Consider the following 22,254-nt stretch of genomic DNA (forward strand, 5'->3'; position numbering starts at 1 on the left):
TATTTATGAATACAACTATTAAACAAGTCACCGAGCGTATTATTAAGCGAAGCACAAACAGCCGCGCGCGCTATTTGGCACGTTTAGAAAAAGCACGCTTAAAAGGCCCACATCGAGGTGCATTACATTGCGGTAATTTAGCGCATGGTTTTGCTGCTTGTCGAGAAGGTGATAAATTAGTCATGCGTCAATTAGTGCAACCTAATATTGCTATTGTTTCTGCTTATAATGATGTTTTATCAGCTCATAAACCTTATGAGTCATATCCAGCCATTCTTAAAGAAGCAATTAACGAAATAGGTGGGATAGCTCAGTTTGCTGGCGGTGTACCTGCGATGTGTGATGGCGTAACCCAAGGCCAGCCAGGTATGGATTTAAGTTTAATGAGCCGAGATGTTATCGCATTATCTACTGCTATCGCTTTATCCCATAATTTATTTGATGGCGGCTTAATGCTTGGCATTTGTGATAAAATTGTTCCTGGATTATTAATTGCAGCGTTAAGTTTTGGTCATTTGCCCTTTGTTTTTGTTCCAGCAGGACCTATGCCTTCTGGTATTTCTAACAAAGAAAAAGCGCGTATTCGTCAATTATATGCTGAAGGCAAGGTTGACAGGGAAGTTTTATTAGACGCCGAAGCTGCCTCCTATCATACCTCTGGCACATGTACATTTTTTGGTACAGCTAATTCTAACCAACTTATTGTAGAAATGATGGGTTTACATTTACCTGGCTCATCATTTATTAATCCAAATACACCTTTACGGACGGCGTTAACTCGAGCTGCTGCTAAACAAGTCATGAGTTTAACTGATTTAGGTAATCATTACTTACCTATTGGCCACATCGTTGAGGCAAAATCAATTGTTAATGGCATTATTGGCCTATTAGCTACAGGTGGCTCTACAAATCACACTATGCATCTTGTAGCGATTGCACGAGCTGCAGGTTTTATAATTAATTGGGATGATTTTGCTGATTTATCCAAAGTAACACCTCTTGTTGCTAAAATTTATCCTAATGGCAGTGCAGATATTAATCATTTTCACCGTGCTGGCGGTATGGCTTACTTAATCAATACTTTATTAGAAGCTGATTTGCTTCATGAAGATGTGCAGACCGTAGTAGGTCTAGGTTTACAGCATTATACAAAACAGCCTATTTTGCGTGATGGTCAATTACAATGGGTAGATGGTCCTTCAGTAACGTTAGATGACGAGGTGCTTCGTTCTGCTAAAGAGCCTTTTAGCAGCCATGGTGGATTAGAAGTTTTATCAGGTAATATTGGCCGGGCTGTTATTAAAACTTCAGCGCTTAATAAAGATAATTTAGTTGTGCAAGCTAAAGCAGAAGTCTTTACCAGCCAAGATGAATTTATGGAAGCATTTAAAGCGGGAAGATTAAATAAGGATTGTGTTGTCGTTATTCGCTTTCAAGGTCCAAAAGCTTGCGGTATGCCTGAGTTACATCAGTTGACTCCGCAGTTATCAGTATTACAAAATAGAGGTTTTCATGTGGCACTGGTTACAGATGGACGTATGTCCGGTGCCTCTGGAAATGTGCCGGCGGCATTGCATGTAACGCCTGAAGCACTGGATGAAGGCGCTATTGCTAAAATTCAGACAGGCGATTTAATTTTGCTTGACAGCAGGCAAGGTATTTTGCAACTTCTTATTTCTGATGAGGAACTAATTGCACGAGCACCGGCAAAACTTGATACTTCCGACTATTATCAAGGTATGGGACGTGAATTATTTGGCTGCCTGCGTACACAATTAACTGGAGCTGAGCAGGGTGCTTGTAGTTTGTTTGTTACTGAGGATTATTTATGAGTACTCAACTTGCTCACGAAACATGTGTCTATGCCATTGCTGCTGATATTGGCGGTACTAATGCTCGATTTAGCCGGGTTAATTTAATTAATTTAGCAGTTGATGAAGTTGCCGTTTTTCCTTGCGCAAATTTTCCAAACCTAGAAGAGGCATTAGTTCATTACCGCACTATGCATAATCTTCTGGATATAAAATATGCCTCTATTGCTATAGCGTGCCCTGTTATTAGCGATCAAGTATTTATGACCAACTTAAATTGGCATTTTTCAGTTAACAAACTAAAAGATAATTTAGGATTTAGCGAATTACAGGTACTTAATGACTTAACCGCAGCTGTTATGAGTTTACCTGTTTTAACCCCTGAGGAAAAAGTAAAAATTGGCTCAGGTGATATTGATATTACAAAACCTATGGTGATGCTAGGTGTAGGAACCGGCTTGGGCGTTGCCCATTTAGTTCCTACACCCTCCGGTTTTATGCCTTTATCAGGTGAGGGAGGGCATACAGGATGGGCTGCACAAAATGATCAAGAATGGTTCATTCATCGTTTTTTAACTAATAAGTTTGGGCATGTTTCTTCAGAGCGTTTACTATCTGGTCCGGGATTAGAAAATTTGTACTTAGCAATCGCGGCTTATCAGAAATTAGATGTTTCTCATTTATCTGCTGCAGAAATAGTAAATTTAGCATTAAACGGCAAATCTGAACTGGCCACGGTAGTCATTGATCAGTTTTTTGCAAGTTTAGGAAGCTATGCCGGTGATTTAGCTTTACGTTTATGCACCTTTGGTGGCGTCTATATTACAGGTGGCGTAGTACCTAAACTATTACCCTTAATGGAACATAGTGAATTTAGGGCTCGCTTTGAATCAAAAGGACGATTTAGTGAACTAAATAAGCAAATACCAACCTATGTTATTACCGCGGAGCAACCTGGCCTTCTGGGTGCTGCTCTTTATCTAAAACAAATTATGGAAAGTGAAGCGTATGTCTTTAAATAATTGGTCACTACAACCGGATACTTTATTTAGTCAGGGACCTATCATTCCTGTCTTGGTTATACGTCATGTTGAAGATGCTATTCCTTTAGCCACGACCTTAATTAGCTGCGGTATTACTCTTTTTGAAGTCACTTTAAGAACAGCAAGTGCCTTAGAAATTATTCATCGATTAAGACAGGAATTTCCAGATATATTGGTTGGGGCTGGAACGGTAACATCACCAACTCAATTAGAGCAGGTTATTCAAGTGGGCGCTCAGTTTGCTATTAGTCCTGGTTTGACTAGAGAATTATTACAAACAGCAAAAGACTCGACAATCCCATTAATTCCTGGTATTGCTAGTATTTCTGAATTAATGGAAGGGTTGCAATTTGGTTTTAATCATTTTAAGTTTTTTCCTGCTGAAGTAGTAGGCGGGGTTAACATGTTAGATTCAATTCATGGCCCATTTCCAAATGTTCATTTTTGTCCTACTGGCGGCATTAGTGAACGTAACTTCTTAGATTACTTGAACCTCCCAAATGTTTCTTGCGTTGGTGGTTCTTGGATCGTTCCTGAAGAAGCAGTAAAATCAAAAAATTGGGAGAAAATTAGAATGCTAAGTTCAACAGCTATAACTCAGGCAACTAGTGTTTTAGGTAAATCAGTACTACAAAAAAATTAACGTTTTAGAATGTAGAATATTTACGAAGATGCACTCTTTAATTTTCAAATTTTTATTACTGACATCTAAATTAAATCTTTTAAAGCTCAGTTAATGATTTCATGATTAATACTAAGTTATTTCCAAAAGTTAATATTTAGGCCGTTCATAATTAAAAATTTGACTAAAAGTAAGGATTGAATATGGCTTGGTTGGTAGCAATTATCGGTTCAGTAGCAGGTTTCTTATTCGGTTATGATGAAGGCATTATTGCAGGGTCATTAGATCTTGTTAAAAATCATTTTTCACTTACCCATACACATGTAGGTATTATGACCTCAGCGCTGCCTTTTGGCGCTTTATTTGGATCCATGTTTATAGGTGCGTTAATTGCTTCTCGTTTTACAAAATATATAGGTAGGCGCACAACCTTATCTTTTGCAGGCTTCTTTTTTCTATTAGGTGCTGGCGGCGCAGCGCTTGCTAATACTGAAACAATTCTAATAACTTCTCGATTTATTTTAGGCCTTGCTATTGGCATTGCTGCAGTAACAACACCTCTATACTTAGCAGAAACAGCACCCATGAAATTAAGAGGGGCAATAGTCGCTATTTATCAATTAGCCATTACAATTGGGATAGTTTGCGCTTATGCTGTTAATTATTTGCTCATAGAACAACAAGCTTGGCGCGCTATGTTTGCTTCTAGCGCGATTCCGGCATTAATTTTAACAGTAGGCATTTTATTTTTGCCAGAATCACCTCGATGGCTTTGTAGTGTAGGTAAGCATAACCTAGCCATTCGCTCTTTAAAAAGATTGCGTGCGGATAATTCTGTTGATCAAGAATTAAATGATATAGAAGAAACGCTTGCCAAAGAGCCGCATAATGGTAAAAATTGGCGCTTACTATTTCAAAAACGGCTACTACCAGTATTACTTTTAGGCGTTATATTATTCTGTTTACAGCAACTAAGTGGCATTAATGTCATTATTTATTATGCACCAGAGATTTTTAAAAATTTAGGCTTTACTAATACGATGGGGCAAATTTTAGCAACAATGGGTATCGGTTTAGTGAATGTTTTAGTTACTATACTTGCTATCTTTTGGGTTGATAAAATTGGCAGACGAAAGCTATTGCTGTTTGGTTTTGCGGGTACGTTTATTAGTCTTACTGCATTAAGTTTATTTTCCTTATTGCAGGTAAGTGCTTTAGCTTATCTGTCGGTGCTCTGCTTAACAGTTTATATCTTTTCATTCGCTATAAGTCTTGGACCTATTCCTCATATTGCGATGGCAGAAATTTTCCCCTTGCATGTTCGAGGTGCGGGCATGGGTTTATCATCAATGAGCAATTGGGGATTTAACACATTAATGGTCTTTAGCTTTCCAATTTTATATAGCCAAATTGGTATAGAATATACATTCCTAATGTATGGCGTAATTTGTTTTCTAGGCTTTATTTATTCCTATTACTGGATGCCTGAAACTAAAAATATAAGTCTTGAAGCCATTGAAGCTTATTTAATGGATAATAAACCGCTTCGCTATCTAGGCCGCGAGCAACAAGTTAGCGAAAATGATGCGACTATAGAACGACCAGATTTAGCACCCACATTATAATTTCTTTATTTGGATGACACGGCTGCGCCGTGGCATCCTCAAATAGTATAGATATATCTAATCTAACACTTTATTAGCATAAATAGTCATGCCTGCAATTAAGAAATCGAGTAATTTTGGATGGATATTTTCATAGAATTGCTTAAAATCTGTATGTTCTAGATACATCTGACTAAGGCCAATATAGCTTTCCTGCGTTGGAGTCCAAAATTTTTTAACCCAATTATAATGTCGTTTAATTATTTTCTGAACTTTATCATCCTCTGGCAATAAGCCGGCCTCAATAGCCATGACTAATTCTTGATTAATAGCATTTCCTTCTTCCTGGTGAGCTTCCCAATCTTGTTTTTGCCAGTGACTCACTTTTTTCCAACTTGCATCAATTTCTTTTTGGGTTAATCCTCCTTTTGCAACTAAATATTTTTCATATTCTGCTTGTTTATCGGCATTAAAGCCTTCGTACATTTCAATTTCACTCATGATTACTTTTCCTCTAATATGGGCAATCGTTTTATCAATTGTCTTAAGGAGAGCCTTAGTTTTATTTAAATTTTTCAGCAAAGCTTCCTTGTGTGCATGTAATGCTTCAAGTTTATCGAAGTCATGACTGCAGATTATTTTTTGGATTTCATTAAGCGAAAAACCTAACTCACGATAAAACAAAATTTGCTGTAATATCAGTAATTGATCTTCTTCATAATAGCGGTAATTATTACTGCCATAAAACGCAGGTTTTAATAAACCAATTTGATCATAAAAACGTAGTGTTCTCGTACTAATACCAGAAATTTTAGCTAATTGTTTTACCGTTAAAGACATAGCTACTCCTTAAGTGACACTAAAACGATAAAGGATTACGTAACGTTAATGTCAAGAGTTAGAGAAAAGTGAAGTAAAATAAGTGGATTATTTTATTTGCTAGCCGAACATGATTTCATAGAAAATAATTCGTTAAATATATTTCCAATTTAATAGGAAATAGGTTGTTAAGTATTTAAAATTTAAATACCGCGATTATACCGCGGTATTAATTTTTGAGTTAATTAGGAAATTAGCTTGCTACAATCATATTATTTAATTGCTCACGTACTTTTATAGCTCGTAATACAGAGATATAGCTCCAGGTCAATGAATAAGCACCTTGTTGTTCACCTGTGTAGCGATTTATCTGTTCACTGATATATAAATTAGGTGCATATTTTTTAATTAAGTTTAGGTATTGATCGCCTTGTTTTAGATAAGAAGTGAAAAGTGCTTTATCTTTGTTAGGTAACATAGTCCCTATCGTATAGTAATATTCTGCCATAGTTGCTGTTAGAATAAACCAAGGGTTTCCTTCGCTATCACCATAGCCATCATAGAGGTCATCAATATAACGACCAAATAAAATACCATCAGTATGACCTGCATTAATGGGATAGGTTTGAAATTGCTCCTTTAATGCTAAGGCAGTATTTTTAATATAATCATCTGCTGGAGCGAAGACATTATCATGCGTATTACCTAATAAAGTGGCTAATATTACTGAGGTATCTAATTCTAGTGTCTTTTGTCGGCCAGGATGGGGCGGGCGAGTTGCTTGAATAATTTTATTTTTTTTATCAATAAATAAATTAAGATCTTGGGTAATCCGTTTTGCTTCTGTTTCATAATAAATAGCGCGTGATTCATCATGAAGTTGTCTTGCTAATTGAGCGCCTTCTAGCAAGGCTTTCCTTTGTACCATTTCGGTAAAGAAATGATGGCCATAAACTTCTTCCCATAAGTCAAAGTTATCTTCTTGCCAATGCGTAGCCACAAAATCTAAATCAGTTGTGATAGTACCTGGCGATGAAGAGAGAGGGTTTGCATTATAAAGATGAGTATTGACATAATCTAACTCATTATCTTTAAGTAAAACTTGGGCAAAATGAATTTGAGTGAGAGCCCTAAGTGCAGGCCCATCATGTTGCGGGCGGCCCCAAGGGCCATCAAAAGGCAAGCCATTTAAGTAAAATTTAGGCTCACCTAGGATATGCTGGCCAGGTAGAGGATCAATTTGATTTTGAACTTTTTGAGTCCAATTAACATAATTTAAAAGTCTTTGCTTATCTTCAAAATGATGATCTTTCTCATACCAAGTTTCAATTAAATCCATCGTGATTGCTGCATCTCGAATCCAATCAAAATAATAGTTGGGATAAACTTGAGACGGTGAAGCGACTACAGCGCCTTGATCATTAATATTGGCAAGAAAATTTTTTTTAAGTAAGTCAATTTCAGCAGAAGAGAAAATATCTGCATAGCTTTGCAAGGCCAATAGACATAAGCCTGTAGTTAAAATCCGTTTCATTGTTACTCCTAATATAATTTTTAGCGTAAGCAGAATATCTTAATAAAAATAAAGAAATCAAGTCGCTTAAAAATTTAATATTTAAATTAACTTACATCGACTATAGTTAAAAGAATTGCTTATTAAGTGTATTATCATGATGAAAAAAATATTAATTACCGGTGCCAGTCGAGGTATTGGTTTAGAAACTGCTAAGCTATTTCTTGATAAAGGTTGGCAGGTTATTGGAACATCGACTACAGGCCACAGTAAGTTAAAACATCCAGGCTTAACTATTCATGCGCTTAATTTAGCAAATTCTCAAGCCATAACTCACTTTGTCAATCAAATAGGTTCAATTGATGTTTTAATTAATAATGCTGCAGTCTTACTAGATCATTGGCAGGAGGTAAAGATCAATTTAGACGAGCTTAGAAAAACATTCGATATTAATGTTTTTGGTACAATTGAATTAACTGAAAGTTGCTTAAAAAAAATCGTTAATCAAGGTCAAATTATCAACATATCATCTGGGTGGGGCGCTTTTAGTTCAAATGATTCACCTTACGCACCGCTTTATAAGCTATCTAAAGTTTGTCTGAATATGTATACAAAATTATTAGCTGAGAGGCTTTCTAATATTATTGTTTCAAGTTTTGACCCAGGCTGGGTAAAAACAGATATGGGAACACAAAATGCCCCAAAATTAGCAAGTACCGTTGCCCAAGAATTATATGATTTAGTACACTTATCAAAAAAATCTGGCCTTTTTTGGCATGAAGGTAAAGTAAGGGAATGGTAACTCTAACTTCAAGCATTAGCTATTGAAGGTAAAATAAAGTGGTTACCCCTAAGCAGGTATCTTGTGTTAAAGTCAATTTTTAAATAATGGATAGCAACTAGCAGCTAATTAATATCCCAACAATTTAATAATTCATAGTTTTTCATTGAAAATTTAATTAGATAGTTTAATTTAGCACATTACCATAAAGATAAATTATTAAGGTTTAAGTTAACCTACTTATTAGCTGTTTATTAGTTTGTCTGATACATTTAATAAGAAAGGGATATTAAGGATAGAGCATGCAAAAAAGGACTTGGGAGCAGCATCATTTACAGCAATGTAAACAAAAATTTCCTACCTCTTTTTACGAGGATGCAGATCATTTAAATTCCTTTAAGGAAGACTTTGGTAGATTAATTTCCGCAGAGGCAAAAGCAATATTTATTCCAAAAGATATGAAATCACTGCAAGAATTTGTAGCCTTTGCTAATGAAAACAACTTACCAATGACCATTCGAGGTAATGGTCTGAGTCAGTGTGGGCAGTCTTTATCTTTAGCTGGCGTTATAATAAATACAGTAATGCTTGATTCTATTTACGGGTGTGAAGATCAATTAATTTGGGTTGATGGCAATGCAAGTTGGTCAGCATTGATAGATATATCGTTACAACATAATCAAATACCCTATATTACGCCTTATAATTGCGGCTTATCAATCGGCGGCGTATTATCTGTTGGCGGCGTAGGGGCCGCTTCATTTCAATATGGCAGTGCGGTAAATCATGTGCAAGCGTTAGAAATCATTACAGCTGATGGTAATCTTTTACAAGTTGATTCTAATTCAGCACTATTTCATGCATGCTTAGGGGGGCAGGGCCAATTTGGTATAATTACAAAGGCTTGTATTAAGCTTAAGCCCTGTAAAAATCAGGTTCGAACCTTTTTCTTAGCTTACCTAGATGAAAAAGAATGGCTGCATGATTTAGCTTTATTTAGACAATGTGCCGATTATATAGAATGTTTTTGTTCTCCCGCAGTTCAGGGTGCAAAATTAACCTCAGCTGGTAGAAAACCCTTTGCACAATGGTTATTTGCTTTACATGTTTCAATGGAGTTTACAGAGCGAGCGCCGGAACTTTCTAGTATTCCACAAGTTAGTCCTTGGAAGATTTTGCATATACAAGATGAACCTATTAAAAATTATTTACATCGTCATGATGGCCGTTTTCAATTAATGAAGTTAACAGGCCAATGGGAACTACCTCATCCTTGGTATGAATGCTTTGTCCCTAAGCAGGTATTATTTGAGAATTTTCAGGACTTCTTAGCTTCTCTACCTTTGCACTATGTCCCTATTTTACAAGTTGTTCCAATTGCTTCTAAGCAACCAAATGGGTTTCTTATGTTACCGTCCGAGGAGGATATTTTTGCAGTAATGATTTTAAATCCTGGTATACCTGCTGCGTTAATACCTAGTTGTTTAGAAGCGATAGAAAATCTTGATAAACGATTTTTACCGCAAGGCGGCAAGCGTTATCTATCTGGTTATTTAGGTAAAGAAGTAAATAACCATTATTGGCAAAGACATTTTGAGCATCGCTATGATGACTGGAAAAATTTAAAAACTCAGTTTGACCCAAAATATCTTTTCCAGTCAGTGCTCCATAACTGGCAATAAATAATTTAGCATCGCCTGTAAATTTATATTACGTTGCAAGTTCTTTAGGCTTTAGTCGTGTATTAATTATAGTTCTTTCACCTCTTGCATCTCATCTAAGCTTAGTGAACTATGCTATAGAAACTATCTAGGCTATGCTAAATTTCATTAAAGTAAATAAACTTGATGTGCTATAGCTCTCTTCAAAGTGAAAACCTAATGGTTCAATTGTCTTTCGCCATTCGGTTAGTGTACGTTGTCTGCCATTTAATAATACCATCATGACAATATCCATGGTTTTATTAGGATGCGGTTCGTCATCATCTGGCATGACTTGTTCGGCAATAAATAAGCTCGCTGTTTTAGGCATTCGGTTAGCACAATTTGTAATTATTTGTTGCATGAGTTGATCATTAAAGTCATGTAATACGCCTTTAAATAAATAAGCGTCAGCAAGTGGTATCTCTTTTAAAAAATCGCCAGCAACTAATTCCACATTGGGTGGAAAATCATCTGGGTTTAGTTGATCAATAACAAAGGGGGTATCAAAGAGTATCGTTCTAACTAAAGGATAATGCTTAACAATCGATTTAACCATACCACCTCGGCCACCGCCCATATCAACAATACTCTTTACTTGAGAAAAATCATATACCTTGCTAATGGTGTCATCATCATAAGTTGATAACTTGGCCATTCCACGATCAAAATTGGCTTGTTTTTGTGGATTTTTACTTAAAAAATTAAAAAAATGATCATGATGTTGATGGTAAAAAGCGGATTCTCCCGTTTTCAAACTCACATCCAGTTTAGAAAAAGCTTGCCACCAACTATCATCAACCATACATAAGACTTCACGTATAGAATGAGGATCATCATCACGTAGTGGTTTAGATAACTCCGTTAGAGAGTAACCAGTTTGGTGAGATTTAACGATCTTGTAAGCACTTAAAAATCTTAACAAGCGAGCTAATAATTCTGGTTTTGTCTGGGTTTTTTCTGCTAGCTCTTCTACTGTTATAGGGACTTCTGACAGATAATTAGCTATTCCAAGCTGTGCAACAGTATGTATAGCGCGAGAGATTACATACCAACGTGACATTGTGGCTAATACCATAAATGGTTCTTGTTGATAAGTCATTCTGTAATTTCCTTATTTTATTTTCCAAACAAAATCTAGTTAACTATTGAAAGAAGTTTAGCAGAGTCTAAGTTAATTAATTATTAATCTCATAACTTAAATAGTTAGTTAGTTTATTAGATTAGTAAGATAGTTGGCCAGAAGAATAATCTAACTTTTGTAAATTTGAATTACTCATTTGAGCTTCATCTCTTAAAAATTGTCTTGGTAAAGAGTGATTTTTTTCAAAATCTTTAAGGTAGTTTCCTAATGGAAACGATCTTAACGCTTTTACCTCATCAATAGAGAACTTTATATTGTTATTTGTGGGTTCCTGTAATGCTTGAATCATTTTTTTAGCTGCATGGATTCTCACTTCTTGCGGAACAGAACTACATGCATTAGCCATTTGTGATTTAAAATTTTGTGTTGTAGAACTTGGCCCCGTTGTCTGCGCTGAAAGTACATTGATATGTTGGTTTAACTTGTTAAGAAAATCAGTCGTGGGATTTGGTAACGCTACAGGCGTATTGAAGTGAGCTAATATTTTATCTTTATTCTCAAACATCTGTCTTTCGACAATGCTTAATCTTCCTGGCGTATGACCCTGAGGAATACCATTCTTGTCTATAATTAATGAACGTGGCTCACCTCGGCAGTTTTCGCCATTTATTCTATAACCACCATTAAATGGTTCGACGCTGGTTACGTAGTTATTACCATAGGGATCTCGAAGAGTAAATTTAGTCGCGGTTGGCTTAAAATCAGTACCTTGCCTAGCTTGAAAAGGCATAGCTGGCATGTCAGTTCTTACCGTTATTGAGTTAACATTTTTTTCTGTAGTAGGGCTACATGTTGCAACAACGATATTTGTACCTGAGGCTTTAAATTCATCAATTAATGATACAGCACTATAAATCTCAGCAAGGCTAGTAGTACCTAGCGGCTTTATTTTACCAAGCTCTTTATCGCAAAAACAGATTGGTTTATCTGACTTATTATTACTTTGTAAATAGTTTCTTAGCGCTTGGCCTTCGTAAATAACAATTTTGCCATCTTGTTGTTTAACAGCTAAGGCACCACGTTCAAGAACATCATGAGGTGGTGTTGTTAGCTTTTCCCATCCTGTTTTACCTTCAATTAACGAATTTTTAAATGTTAAAAAATTGTAGTTACTTTGGAGAGGCGAGATACGAATATTATGAACTGTATCTTGATACTGATGCCAATTGAGTTGTGCTCCATTACCATCGGTAATAGGCCAAATCTGTCCTTTGTGAGTCATTTCTTCTAAATGACGATGTCCGTCAGTAAAGCTAACGACATAATTGTTCTCCATTTTTCCAGGCGTGGTAATACTATGCTGCTTATCGAGCGATATTGTTTCAGAAAGCTTAGCTCCATGACCATTAATGACTAATGTCTTAGGTTTTGACGGTATTACTTCAGGAAGCTTACTACTTAATGAGACTGAAGGGTCTATGTTAAAATGCGTGAAAATGGCTTTCCTTTCTTGATACATCTGCATTTCAGCAGGCGTTAAAAAAGTATTATGAAATCCTCTAGCTTTACCGGTTTTATCAATGGTGATAGAGCGAGGCTCACCTCGACAATTCAACCCATTAATTCTATAACTACCATCACTGAGGGTATCAACGCTCGTTACGTAATTATCCCCTCTATGATTTTTAAGGACTAATGCTCCCGAATATTTTATTTGAGTAGGTGGCTGACTCATAGGTGACATTGTTTGCTTTTTAAGTTTTCTGAAGTTTTCGTAAGCTTGATAGACTTGCTGATTACTAATCTTTATTTGTGATTGTTTACTTCCTTGTGGTGTAGTCAATTGCACGCCTTTAATTCTACCATTTTCAATTAAAGCATGATTATTTGTTTGTTTAAGATAATTTAAAAAGCTAGCTAATTGGTTTTTAGCTAGAGCTCTATCTATTGGTATGATTTGAGGTTTGAATCCAGAAGGTGGTATGCCAGGTGATTTAACTATATTTGTCGTGTTTGGCGTAAAATTAGGGTCAAATTTTCTACTAATATTATCTTGAAAAATATCAAATGTTCTAGCGGAACGAGTTTGGCCATTAATTTGTACTGTAGGCTTTTCAGCAGATTGAATAGTTTGAGGATCAGTGCTTGGCTTGAAGTCAGAAACATTAGAATCCCCTAGGCAAATGCCATTAAAGTTATTGATATATTTAGTCGTTTTGGCTTGCTCTCTAAAATGCCCATGCAGATTGGCTAAGGGGACTTTTTCCCCTGTTACATTATGGGTTAATTCATAGCGTGCTCCACGATTATCTAAAATGGGTTTTGCTTCTTTCGATAGTGTAAACACCCTAGGATTATATAAAAGTGACGTGCCAAACTTATGTCCCCTTGTTTTTTGCCATTGTGACGCTAAGGCATCTGTATCAATTAAATTAGAACCGCGGTCAAGCTCTTTTAATTTATTGATTAAATATTTAAAGTTTTGGCTTGAAGGATCAGGTACCTCTTGCAATGCTAAACAACCAACGCCTTCCTTAAACATTTTATATATGTACTCAGCTTTTAACTCCATTTGTTGCTTACCCTCTTCAGGTAAAGCAGTAACGCCATCCACTTGGGCTGCAGGGAACAACGGCGATCCAGGGTGTAACATATTCAATGTAGCCATGGCGCCCCATCGCGTATTTTGTATGACAGCGTGCTCACGATCGGTTATAGGTCTTGTAACATCCTTATTGTTCGATTTAAATCGCATGTTCGGAACTTTAAGATCTGCGCGGCGAATATTATAATTAGGCATATAAATTAAATAAAGGTCAATTTGTATAATTTTAATACATTAAAGGGGCTCTTGCAAAGCTTAACTCTGCTAATCCTATAATACATATCCATATACCTTTCGGGTTTATCTTTGATTTAACTTAATGGATAATGATTAAACGTTGGATTTTATAATTAATTTTTGCTTTAGATAACTATACTTTATAGAATAAGGTTACTAAGTATGCTTAAGTATGTTAGTTTTTAGGTTATAAATGAATTTATGGAATGGCGAAAATTGTTTTTATCTGTGTCTGAATCCCAAAAATTAATTGCTATAATAATTTTCCTTATTATGACAAGCTTATTTCTTTATCAGATAATGAATTTTCTACAACAGGACTTGGCAGAAAATGTAACAGTGCAGCCTACTTTTGTTAACTCTAAACAAATTAAAATTACTAATAACTCAATTGTTTTTACTAAGCCTCTTTTCGGCGATTATATACCAGTGATTAATGAGGCAGATATCAAAGAATCAACGCTGGATGTGGAGTTAGTAGGTATTATGTTTTCACTTAATCCCGAAGCTTCTCAAGTTATTATTAAAGATACCACAGGAGAAGAGCGATCTTATCTAGTTGGTGATACACTACCTGGTGGCGCAGTAGTTAAACGTATTAATGAAAATGGAGTGGTTGTTTTATATAATGGTTCTTTAGAGAGCTTAAGTTTACCAAAAATTGAATTGCTCTTTAATAAACCAGCAAAGCCTTTAATCAGTGAGGAATAACGTTATGCAGAGAGTTGTTCGAATGGCTCTGTTGGCAGTACTAAGTATAGTATTAATAGCTTGTGTAAGTATAAGATCGTCTGATTTTTCCCAAGGTATCAGCTGTTTCAAAGCAGGAGATTATCGTAAAGCATTTATCCGCTTAAAACCTGAAGCTCACAAGGGCCAATGTGATGCTCAATATGCAATAGGTTATATGTATTATTATGGCAGAGGAGTAGTTGAGGATCGTCGAAAAGCCTGGTATTGGATAAGGCGCGCTGCTGCTCAAGGACAACCTGAAGCGGTTGAAGCGGTAAAAATTTTAATGACTACAAAAACAATCGAAAGTGTTTAAGCCATTCTTTAATGTGTTGCGCTAATAATAAGTGACATGATATAGCAACAATAGACCAAAATTAAAAGACCACCATGCCAACGTGTAATTTTTTTATGGCGAGTGTTAATCCATAAAAGAATAAGTGTGGTTAGAAACATAACTGGCATATCCCGCCATAAAATGGCATGGCTAATTAAGGCGGGATGAATAATTCCAGGAAAGACCAATACTGCAAGTAAATTAAATACATTGGCGCCTAAAATTGTCCCTATAGCTATATCATCAGCCCCTTTTCTAATTGCTAGAATAGATGTAGTAAGTTCAGGTAAGCTACTGCCTACAGCTGTTAAAGTTAGTCCAATAAATAAATCCCTAAGTCCGAATTGATGAGCTAAGTGCGAGCTATTAATAACAAGGAATTTTGCGCTAATAGGAACTACGATAAGACCTACGCATAAGCTAAGTATATAATTTCGTAATGAATGTTTGCGTAAAGTAGCTTGACGAAATTCTTCAGCAATCTGTCGCTCTGCAGTCGAATTTTTGAGCGTATATAATAAATAGCCGATAAATAGTAAGCATACTAATAATGATAAACAACTATCAATAATACTTATGTAACCATCCAGCATGAGTGAATAGATAAATAACATCGCTATAAAAAGTAAAGGAAATTCACGTTGCAAGAAAGACGATTGAACTTTAAGAGGTCTTATTAGTGCAATAAGGCCAAGCACAAACCCAATATTAGCAATATTAGAGCCAATAGCATTGCCTACAGCAATATCAGTCAAACCATCGAAAGAAGCACGAATTGCTATCATAATTTCAGGTGCTGATGTACCTAAGGCAACTAAGGTAAAACCTATTAATAGCGGCGGTAGGCGATAATAATAAGCTAATCCAGACGCACCTGAGACTAGGTGACTTGCTGACCAGAGCAATGCTGCAAAATTAACTAAGATTAAAAAAAAACTAGACATTTTATTTCTCAATACTGTTATTAGATATTCTGCAAACCACTTCTCCGAGTAAATTACTGCTCGTTAATTTTCTATAGTAATAGAGTCAATAGAATATTTATGATACTTGATTTAGATAACAACACAATGATATTGCTATTTTCTTTAACAATATTTTTAAATATTGGTTCGGTAAAAAGGCTGAATTTTAACTATTAGAGATAATTAAAATCGAGTTTCTTAGTACTTTCTAATTTGGCAGTAATTAATTTTTGTGTTAATATAAAACAGAAATTTTCTTTTAAATTCATTTTGATTTGATAATAACACTTTCGTTTAATCTCATGAACAGATTGTTACTAATAACAAGAAAATCAGGCACCTTGCTTTAATATTTGATGGGTAGCCTACGCTCATTAATCTTCACATAATGTCACCTCTTTAAGAGGACATATCGAATAAGTTGTTAGCATCTTTGCGAGCGCAGGAAGCCATCTAATTAATCTAATTCTTTGATGATGGTATTGCTATGTTTAAAGAACAATATCGCCTTTTGCGCCAAAAAAGCTTTAGGCAATACACATTAAGCTGTATGTTAGCTATGTTTGGTAATGGCTTAACATACATTATTATGGTTTGGGTGCTGATGCATTTTGATGCTTCAGTCGTTTCTACAGCTTTATTAATGACATGTTTTTGGCTGCCTAACGTTTTATTTGGCTCTTTATGTGGCGTCTTGGTAGATAGATGGAATCGGCAATATTTATTAATAGCTGTTAACGCCGCCCGAACTATTTGTCTTTTTGGCTTTGCCCTTTTAGGAAATGATTATGAAACACCACTAGCAATTTATATATTAGCAGCAGTTTTAGGGACGCTTTTAGCAGCATATGTTCCAGCAGCGATGAGTTTCGTACGTGAGTTAGTTTCTAATAAAGATTTACTCTATGGCAATGCACTTGCCGATATGGCTTATGAAATAGGCGCTGTTGCAGGCATGGGATGCGCTGGGCTTATTTTAGCGACGACCTCTTTTACCGCTTGCTTTATGATAAATGCCCTTTGTTATTTGTTGGCAACAGTAATCCTAATAAAAATTAAGTTACCACAACGGGCGCAAAAATCTTTGACTAATGAATCATTTGGTTTGCAATTTGTTCAGGGATGGCATTACATAAAACAAAGATTGCCACTATTTCTTATTTATTTAACACAAGGCTTATTTTTTATAAGTTATATGACTGCACCTGTTTTATTAGCGCCGTATGCCAAAACTGTTTTGCATAGTAGTGTAGGTCAATTTGGTTGGCTTGAATCAGGATTATCATTAGGTATCATCTTAGGCGGTTTTATTGCACCTTACTGTGCCTCTTACTTTTCTGTTTTAAAAGTCATTATTGGACAAGTTATTCTAGGGATAGTAGGTTTTTATTTGTTTAGTCATACATTAGATAATAATTTAGCTATTTTTTATCATTTTTTAATTGGCTTTTCATTTTCATCATGGGCATTAATTACAACTTTAGCCCAGGAAATGACTGATATTGCCTATCAGGGCCGAGTGCAATCACTGTTTAATAGCCTCTCGGGTATAGTTATTATTTTGTTTTATTATTTATTAAGTCAGTGGAAGGATTTGCCAATCACCAATTTATACTTAGGTGAGATAGGATTGTTATTATTAGCAATAATTATTTTATTTTATGTCGGATTTAATAGCAAAGATAAAATGGAACTCATTAACTAGCATGAAATTAGTCTACAGCAGGCTATCTTTCCTAATTGGGGTAAGCGAAATTATTAAGATATATCATTTTGCTTTACGTCTAAAAAATTGAGGATTATTTGATTAATAGGTTTAGCCAAACCTATTTCTGTTAATTGACTTATTTTAAACCATTTTCCTGTATTCTCAGCGACCTGATCAGGTAGTGAGATTATTTTAAGTGCTAGTGGAACCAAATCCAAGTGGAAATGGCTAAAAGTATGTCTAAAGTTTAGTAGTGGCTGTATATTAGGATTGTTGATTTGATAACGAGCCAAATACTCTAAGGGTTGCGTTTCCGTACTACAAGTAGGTAAGCACCAAAGGCCGCCCCATAGCCCAGTCGGAGGACGTTTCTCTAAATAAATCTTATTATCGTCAGTGTATAATAAGAAAAAATATTGTTTTTTTGTAGGTAGTGGTTTTTTAATTTTCTTAAAAGGATAAAGTTCTTCTTTTTGATTTAAATGCGCAAGACAAGTTGCCTGAACTGGGCATTGGACACAGACAGGTTTTCTTACTGTACAACAGGTTGCTCCTAAGTCCATGATTGCTTGAGTATAATCGGCGCAACGCTGTTTTGGCATGCATTGATTAGCAAGACTCCATAATTTTTTTTTCACATCACTTTGCTCAGGCCAACCATCAATCATAAAATACCGAGTTAAAACTCTTTTTACGTTACCATCTAAAATAGCTGATGATTGATTAAAAGCTAGCGATGCGATAGCAGCGGCCGTAGAAGGGCCGATACCAGGTAGTTCTATAAGCTGACTAAGATTATTGGGAAATTGATCTAGATACTTTTCAACAATTATTTTTGCAGCTTTATGGAGGTTTCTAGCACGACTGTAATATCCTAAACCTGACCAGTGTGCTAAAACAGCATCTTCAGTAGCATTTGCTAAATGACTAACAGTGGGAAAACTTGCCATAAAACGTTTAAAATAGGGTATAACGGTTTGAACTTGTGTTTGTTGTAACATTATCTCAGAAACCCAAACCTGATAGGCTGATCTTGGATGTTGCCAGGGCAAGTTTTTACGTCCGTACTGGTCAAACCAGTGCAATAGCGGTTCACTAAAATTTTGATAAATAATTTCGTTATTCATAACTAATGATTGAAAAATGCAACGAGCTGCTCTTTTATTTTTAATACAGGCTTAGCGATAGTATCCTTAATCCAAACTTTAGCTAAGCTTGCGTTTATTTTTCTAAAGTCAGGTAAAATAGTTGGCTGGCTTAAAGTGCCTTGAACGATTAATGGAAATCCGCCGCCTAGCAATTCTTGAATATTGTTTAATTTGCTATCTTCAACAGTTAAAGTTGCCAAAAGATGACTGATTAAATTGTAATTAGTTAGATTCATTTCACCTTCACCTTTTAACTGTAGCATATTAGTCTGCAACAGTAAGGTATCACTAAATAACATTTTATGGGTAAGCCGGTACTGAATTGCCATAAGTTTAAGTGGTGTTGGACCTTTAAAAATTAAAGTATTATCTTGGGATTCTTTGTCTAAATTTAACGTTGATTCCTTATTTTCTTGAGCCTTACTAATTTTAATACTTACTTTTTTAATTACTTTATCTAAATCTAGAATCTCAAGTGTACCCTGATGAAGACTAATATTACCGTTTCCTATTGTCGTAGCTAACCAATCCTGATTTGCGAGATTTGATTGACTGTGGAGGGAAAAATCTAATTTGCCTTTAATTAGCGCCTGATTAAATAAGGCAAGCGTTAGGCGAGCCCCATTTACGCCAGTTGCTGTTTGATTAATTTTTAATAATTTTGATAAAAAATTAAAGCTTAAATCGCCAATCGCTTCGCCTTGATAAAGTTTAAGGGTAAGGGGATTTAAAGAGATAATAGCCTGCTTAAAGCTTGTGTTTGCACCTATTTGGCTTATTTTAAATCGTCCGATTTTTAGATTTTGAATAAGAAGTTGCCCACGAATTAAGGTGGATTTTAATGCTGTTTCTAGTTGTTTAATTGAATCAGCAGTTAAATTTGCATCCCCTTTAAATTGTAACTGTGCATTAATAGTTTGCGGTTTAACATCATAATTTATATGAGCTTTTATTTGAAAAGGAAATAAATTTTGCTCTAAATTGATTTGCTCAACTCGTAATTGTAAGGCATTTAAAGTAAGTAATTGATTATTTATTGTAGTCTTTATCTTTCCATTGGTTATTAATAATCTCTCTATGGCAAATTTTTCATCAATATTTTTTTCTAAAGAACTAGCAGGGATATTATATGAGGCTTTTATAGGCGTTTGTTTATAATTAGCGTTTATATCTGCTGTAAAATCGTTAATTTTAATTTCATCAAATACAATTTTACCTTGCAATAAAGCTGATAGTCTTAAATTAAAAAATAATTGTCCTAAATTTATCTGATAAGGGCTTAACGGATCTTGGTTACCAATACGAATAGATTCTATTTTAACACTAGGCCGCGGGAATAACTGCCAGCTTATATTGCCCTCAATTTCACAAGGTTGTGCAGTATAAATTTTTACCTTAGAAGTTACAAAATCTTTAAGTATTGATGGACTAATCGCTTTAGTTAAGAGCCAAAAGAAAAAGCTAATAAATAAGAAAAGGGCTAGTAAAAATACGACAAATTTTTTAAAAAACCGCATAGCAACTATAAGAAGTAAAAAACGCAAGCATATCGATAACTTAAATCATGTCAAGTTTTATCCAATATGTTTTGATAAAAAACCTAATAACACGAAGAAGAATGTTATACTTTGCCACACCTGAAACCACTAAGATAAGTAATTTGTTCTTTTATAGAGTTTTTAGATCAAAATTTAACAAATTAAATGAATTAATTAAAAAAAATTATCAAATTCTATTGCTATTAACATAAGCTAAGTTTACTCTTAAATTCTTCTATATAGAAGGTTATGGAAGGTTATAGAACGTTGTAGACGTAGGATTTAGTTTTTTAGATGTACTCAGGATGAGTCAAATAAAAATCAAGGAGAACGTCATGCAATTAAGTGAGTGGGAAGTTATTATTCTCAAGCCTACCTATGTATTTTCATCATTTCTAGCGTCACAATTACCCGATATTGAATTACCTGATCCACATTTGTTAAGTGTTGATAACACAGCTTATGTTATTAAAAAGCAAAATAGTGATGAAGAAACATTAAATGAAATAGAACGTCATTTTAAAAGTATGTTTCATCATGAAATCAGCCGCTGGCTAGGCGACACTGCACATAATGAGATTGAGAGTAGTTTTTTAGATTTCCTCTGTTGTTTCAAATTCGAGCTGCACTCACATATTGTTTTGATGGAAAAATCAATGTCTCATGGTAAACAATTAATACGCGTTAAACCTCGTTCTGTTTTATTAAAGTGGATGAGAATGGCTGTAGAAGAACAACGAGATTTAACAAGTATTTTAGAAAAAGTAACCGTTTCTAACTTAGCTGAAAATGCTACTGTAATTGTTAAAAATTTTAATGACTTATCGGAAATAAAACCATTTCTTCAATTATATTATCCTCAAATTTTTGAAGCTGAAATGCTTAGAATGTGTGATGAAGCAGATCAGTGGCCAAAGATTGATTCTTATGACGCCTTCAATCGTTATTTTGCTATCGATATTCATTCTCAATTAATACATCTGCATTAAGGAGGTTGGCTATGGGGCCAATAGCTATAGCAGTTATCTGTACAGCAGTTTTTGGTGTAGTCAGTACTATTACAGCTTTTATCCACCGTCTATTATCAAGCCGTGATAAGCGGTTAAATGATCTTGCTCAGGCTAAAGCTCTAACGCAAGAAACGACAGAATTGGAGAAATTACGCCACGAAATGTTAAGTTACAAGCGTTATAATGCTTATTATCAAGTTTTAGGTGAGAATAAGGAAGCAGTTCAATATCTTGATCAGAAAATTGAGGAAATCTTAAAGAAAAAATCAGACCTTATTGAGCGTTATGCCCAAGCGATTGTTAAAGAGTCAAATGCAATTGTTACTGGAAATTGTTCGCCTGATCGTAAAGAAGTCTGTGATAAGTTAAGGCATGAAATTGATAGCCAACTTAAAACGTATGATGCAGAAATTAAACAGTTACAAAAGCGTCGGGCAAACTTATGGGATTCTAATAAAGAATTACAGGATTATATCCTTGAACAAGAAAAAAAGCGAAATGAACATATGGATGCTGTTTATCAGCAACATTCTGCTTTGCTTGAAAAAATTTTTCTGCGTCATAATGAAAATTCTGAAAATGTTACTAAAACACTTATTGATTCAACAACTCAAACCTTTAAATCCTTAATTACGGCCCCTATTGAATTTTTAACTAAAAGCTTTCGTATATCTAGGAATGCTTCATCAAATGTAGCAAAACAAGAACTATTAAAAAGGCAAAATATCGCAGCTTTAGAAGCCTTAATCAATGGTCAAGATGAGGTTGGTAACCCTGGCTTTGATAGAAAAAATAAACAAGATGGTGATAAAATACCTCTAGGCTATACCGCTAATTTTTCATTTAATATGTAAATTTTTATAAATTCACGGTTAATTTATGTTAATCGTGAATTTTTTTCTACCAATTTAGAATAAATTCGTGCATAATCTCTCTTCCTTGCCTCAATCAAAATTATTTACAGTTACGTTAATGCAAGACCAAACTTCATCAATAT

At 34.9% G+C, this 22,254-nt stretch carries 18 protein-coding genes; 11 read left to right on the forward strand and 7 right to left on the reverse strand.

Annotated elements, in window-relative coordinates:
* Positions 1–5 precede the first annotated feature (5 nt).
* The 4 genes from edd to ACQUW5_RS10670 all read left to right on the forward strand — a co-directional run bounded on the left by edd (position 6) and on the right by ACQUW5_RS10670 (position 5,101).
* Positions 6–1,832 (forward strand): phosphogluconate dehydratase, encoded by a 1,827-nt coding sequence (gene edd / locus ACQUW5_RS10655; protein WP_444991233.1) that lies wholly within the window; start codon positions 6–8, stop codon positions 1,830–1,832.
* On the forward strand, positions 1,829–2,833 hold the full coding sequence (gene glk / locus ACQUW5_RS10660) for a glucokinase (protein WP_444991234.1): 1,005 nt from the start codon (positions 1,829–1,831) through the stop codon (positions 2,831–2,833). Before edd ends, glk begins: the two co-directional genes overlap by 4 nt.
* Entirely contained in the window at positions 2,820–3,497 is a 678-nt protein-coding gene (locus tag ACQUW5_RS10665; protein ID WP_444991235.1) for a bifunctional 4-hydroxy-2-oxoglutarate aldolase/2-dehydro-3-deoxy-phosphogluconate aldolase, read from the forward strand. The genes glk and ACQUW5_RS10665 overlap by 14 nt, the downstream gene beginning before the upstream one ends.
* Positions 3,498–3,679: 182 nt before the next feature.
* On the forward strand, positions 3,680–5,101 hold the full coding sequence (locus tag ACQUW5_RS10670) for a sugar porter family MFS transporter (RefSeq protein WP_444991236.1): 1,422 nt from the start codon (positions 3,680–3,682) through the stop codon (positions 5,099–5,101).
* Between the two features lie 57 nt (positions 5,102–5,158).
* On the opposite strand, the gene ACQUW5_RS10675 is transcribed toward ACQUW5_RS10670, so the two are convergent.
* Complete coding sequence (locus ACQUW5_RS10675) at positions 5,159–5,920, reverse strand: MerR family transcriptional regulator (protein ID WP_444991237.1); 762 nt, start codon at positions 5,918–5,920, stop codon at positions 5,159–5,161.
* 232 nt (positions 5,921–6,152) lie between these two features.
* Positions 6,153–7,433, reverse strand: coding sequence for a glycoside hydrolase family 15 protein (locus ACQUW5_RS10680; RefSeq protein ID WP_444991238.1), 1,281 nt, complete (start codon positions 7,431–7,433; stop codon positions 6,153–6,155).
* Positions 7,434–7,572: 139 nt separating this feature from the next.
* Between ACQUW5_RS10680 and ACQUW5_RS10685 the strand changes: the two genes are divergently transcribed.
* Together ACQUW5_RS10685 and ACQUW5_RS10690 are read left to right on the forward strand one after the other, a co-directional pair.
* A complete protein-coding gene (locus tag ACQUW5_RS10685; protein WP_444991314.1) occupies positions 7,573–8,214 on the forward strand; it encodes an SDR family NAD(P)-dependent oxidoreductase in 642 nt (213 codons plus the stop codon).
* A gap of 281 nt (positions 8,215–8,495) precedes the next feature.
* Positions 8,496–9,875, forward strand: coding sequence for an FAD-binding protein (locus ACQUW5_RS10690; protein WP_444991239.1), 1,380 nt, complete (start codon positions 8,496–8,498; stop codon positions 9,873–9,875).
* A gap of 127 nt (positions 9,876–10,002) precedes the next feature.
* Here ACQUW5_RS10690 and ACQUW5_RS10695 read toward each other — a convergent pair whose 3' ends face one another.
* A complete protein-coding gene (locus ACQUW5_RS10695) occupies positions 10,003–10,995 on the reverse strand; it encodes a methyltransferase (RefSeq protein ID WP_444991240.1) in 993 nt (330 codons plus the stop codon).
* Positions 10,996–11,116: 121 nt separating this feature from the next.
* Positions 11,117–13,732, reverse strand: coding sequence for a hypothetical protein (locus ACQUW5_RS10700; RefSeq protein ID WP_444991241.1), 2,616 nt, complete (start codon positions 13,730–13,732; stop codon positions 11,117–11,119).
* A 288-nt stretch (positions 13,733–14,020) separates the two neighbouring features.
* Between ACQUW5_RS10700 and ACQUW5_RS10705 the strand changes: the two genes are divergently transcribed.
* Both ACQUW5_RS10705 and ACQUW5_RS10710 read left to right on the forward strand, forming a co-directional pair.
* Positions 14,021–14,530 carry a type II secretion system protein N gene (locus ACQUW5_RS10705; RefSeq protein WP_444991242.1) on the forward strand — a complete coding sequence of 170 codons (510 nt, stop codon included), beginning with the start codon at positions 14,021–14,023 and terminating at the stop codon, positions 14,528–14,530.
* Between the two features lie 4 nt (positions 14,531–14,534).
* A complete protein-coding gene (locus ACQUW5_RS10710) occupies positions 14,535–14,867 on the forward strand; it encodes a tetratricopeptide repeat protein (RefSeq protein ID WP_444991243.1) in 333 nt (110 codons plus the stop codon).
* Between the two features lie 8 nt (positions 14,868–14,875).
* Here ACQUW5_RS10710 and ACQUW5_RS10715 read toward each other — a convergent pair whose 3' ends face one another.
* A complete protein-coding gene (locus ACQUW5_RS10715) occupies positions 14,876–15,832 on the reverse strand; it encodes a calcium/sodium antiporter (protein ID WP_444991244.1) in 957 nt (318 codons plus the stop codon).
* A 508-nt stretch (positions 15,833–16,340) separates the two neighbouring features.
* Between ACQUW5_RS10715 and ACQUW5_RS10720 the strand changes: the two genes are divergently transcribed.
* Complete coding sequence (locus tag ACQUW5_RS10720) at positions 16,341–17,558, forward strand: MFS transporter (protein WP_444991245.1); 1,218 nt, start codon at positions 16,341–16,343, stop codon at positions 17,556–17,558.
* Between the two features lie 53 nt (positions 17,559–17,611).
* Here the strand turns inward: ACQUW5_RS10720 and mutY are convergent, their stop codons facing one another.
* The gene (gene mutY, locus ACQUW5_RS10725) at positions 17,612–18,688 is read right to left on the reverse strand and encodes an A/G-specific adenine glycosylase (protein WP_444991246.1); all 1,077 of its coding nucleotides are present in this window, start codon (positions 18,686–18,688) and stop codon (positions 17,612–17,614) included.
* 2 nt (positions 18,689–18,690) lie between these two features.
* Entirely contained in the window at positions 18,691–20,226 is a 1,536-nt protein-coding gene (locus ACQUW5_RS10730) for an AsmA family protein (RefSeq protein ID WP_444991247.1), read from the reverse strand.
* Positions 20,227–20,582: 356 nt separating this feature from the next.
* Here ACQUW5_RS10730 and ACQUW5_RS10735 point away from each other — a divergent pair, with 356 nt between their 5' ends.
* Positions 20,583–21,236 carry a hypothetical protein gene (locus ACQUW5_RS10735; RefSeq protein WP_444991248.1) on the forward strand — a complete coding sequence of 218 codons (654 nt, stop codon included), beginning with the start codon at positions 20,583–20,585 and terminating at the stop codon, positions 21,234–21,236.
* Positions 21,237–21,247: 11 nt separating this feature from the next.
* The gene (locus tag ACQUW5_RS10740; protein WP_444991249.1) at positions 21,248–22,111 is read left to right on the forward strand and encodes a hypothetical protein; all 864 of its coding nucleotides are present in this window, start codon (positions 21,248–21,250) and stop codon (positions 22,109–22,111) included.
* The last annotated feature ends 143 nt before the right edge of the window (positions 22,112–22,254 follow it).

The organism is Legionella pelazae (assembly GCF_052527395.1).

What these genes read in the sequence shown, in the direction of transcription:
- mutY (WP_444991246.1), bottom strand. Translation starts at nt 18,688, where the DNA reads ATGAATAACGAAATTATTTATCAAAATTTTAGTGAACCGCTATTGCAC.
- ACQUW5_RS10675 (WP_444991237.1), bottom strand. Translation starts at nt 5,920, where the DNA reads ATGTCTTTAACGGTAAAACAATTAGCTAAAATTTCTGGTATTAGTACG.
- ACQUW5_RS10695 (WP_444991240.1), bottom strand. Translation starts at nt 10,995, where the DNA reads ATGACTTATCAACAAGAACCATTTATGGTATTAGCCACAATGTCACGT.
- ACQUW5_RS10740 (WP_444991249.1), top strand. Translation starts at nt 21,248, where the DNA reads ATGGGGCCAATAGCTATAGCAGTTATCTGTACAGCAGTTTTTGGTGTA.
- ACQUW5_RS10670 (WP_444991236.1), top strand. Translation starts at nt 3,680, where the DNA reads ATGGCTTGGTTGGTAGCAATTATCGGTTCAGTAGCAGGTTTCTTATTC.
- ACQUW5_RS10680 (WP_444991238.1), bottom strand. Translation starts at nt 7,433, where the DNA reads ATGAAACGGATTTTAACTACAGGCTTATGTCTATTGGCCTTGCAAAGC.
- ACQUW5_RS10685 (WP_444991314.1), top strand. Translation starts at nt 7,573, where the DNA reads ATGAAAAAAATATTAATTACCGGTGCCAGTCGAGGTATTGGTTTAGAA.
- ACQUW5_RS10730 (WP_444991247.1), bottom strand. Translation starts at nt 20,226, where the DNA reads ATGCGGTTTTTTAAAAAATTTGTCGTATTTTTACTAGCCCTTTTCTTA.
- ACQUW5_RS10735 (WP_444991248.1), top strand. Translation starts at nt 20,583, where the DNA reads ATGCAATTAAGTGAGTGGGAAGTTATTATTCTCAAGCCTACCTATGTA.
- ACQUW5_RS10700 (WP_444991241.1), bottom strand. Translation starts at nt 13,732, where the DNA reads ATGCGATTTAAATCGAACAATAAGGATGTTACAAGACCTATAACCGAT.
- ACQUW5_RS10720 (WP_444991245.1), top strand. Translation starts at nt 16,341, where the DNA reads ATGTTTAAAGAACAATATCGCCTTTTGCGCCAAAAAAGCTTTAGGCAA.
- edd (WP_444991233.1), top strand. Translation starts at nt 6, where the DNA reads ATGAATACAACTATTAAACAAGTCACCGAGCGTATTATTAAGCGAAGC.
- ACQUW5_RS10665 (WP_444991235.1), top strand. Translation starts at nt 2,820, where the DNA reads ATGTCTTTAAATAATTGGTCACTACAACCGGATACTTTATTTAGTCAG.
- ACQUW5_RS10690 (WP_444991239.1), top strand. Translation starts at nt 8,496, where the DNA reads ATGCAAAAAAGGACTTGGGAGCAGCATCATTTACAGCAATGTAAACAA.
- glk (WP_444991234.1), top strand. Translation starts at nt 1,829, where the DNA reads ATGAGTACTCAACTTGCTCACGAAACATGTGTCTATGCCATTGCTGCT.
- ACQUW5_RS10705 (WP_444991242.1), top strand. Translation starts at nt 14,021, where the DNA reads ATGGAATGGCGAAAATTGTTTTTATCTGTGTCTGAATCCCAAAAATTA.
- ACQUW5_RS10715 (WP_444991244.1), bottom strand. Translation starts at nt 15,832, where the DNA reads ATGTCTAGTTTTTTTTTAATCTTAGTTAATTTTGCAGCATTGCTCTGG.
- ACQUW5_RS10710 (WP_444991243.1), top strand. Translation starts at nt 14,535, where the DNA reads ATGCAGAGAGTTGTTCGAATGGCTCTGTTGGCAGTACTAAGTATAGTA.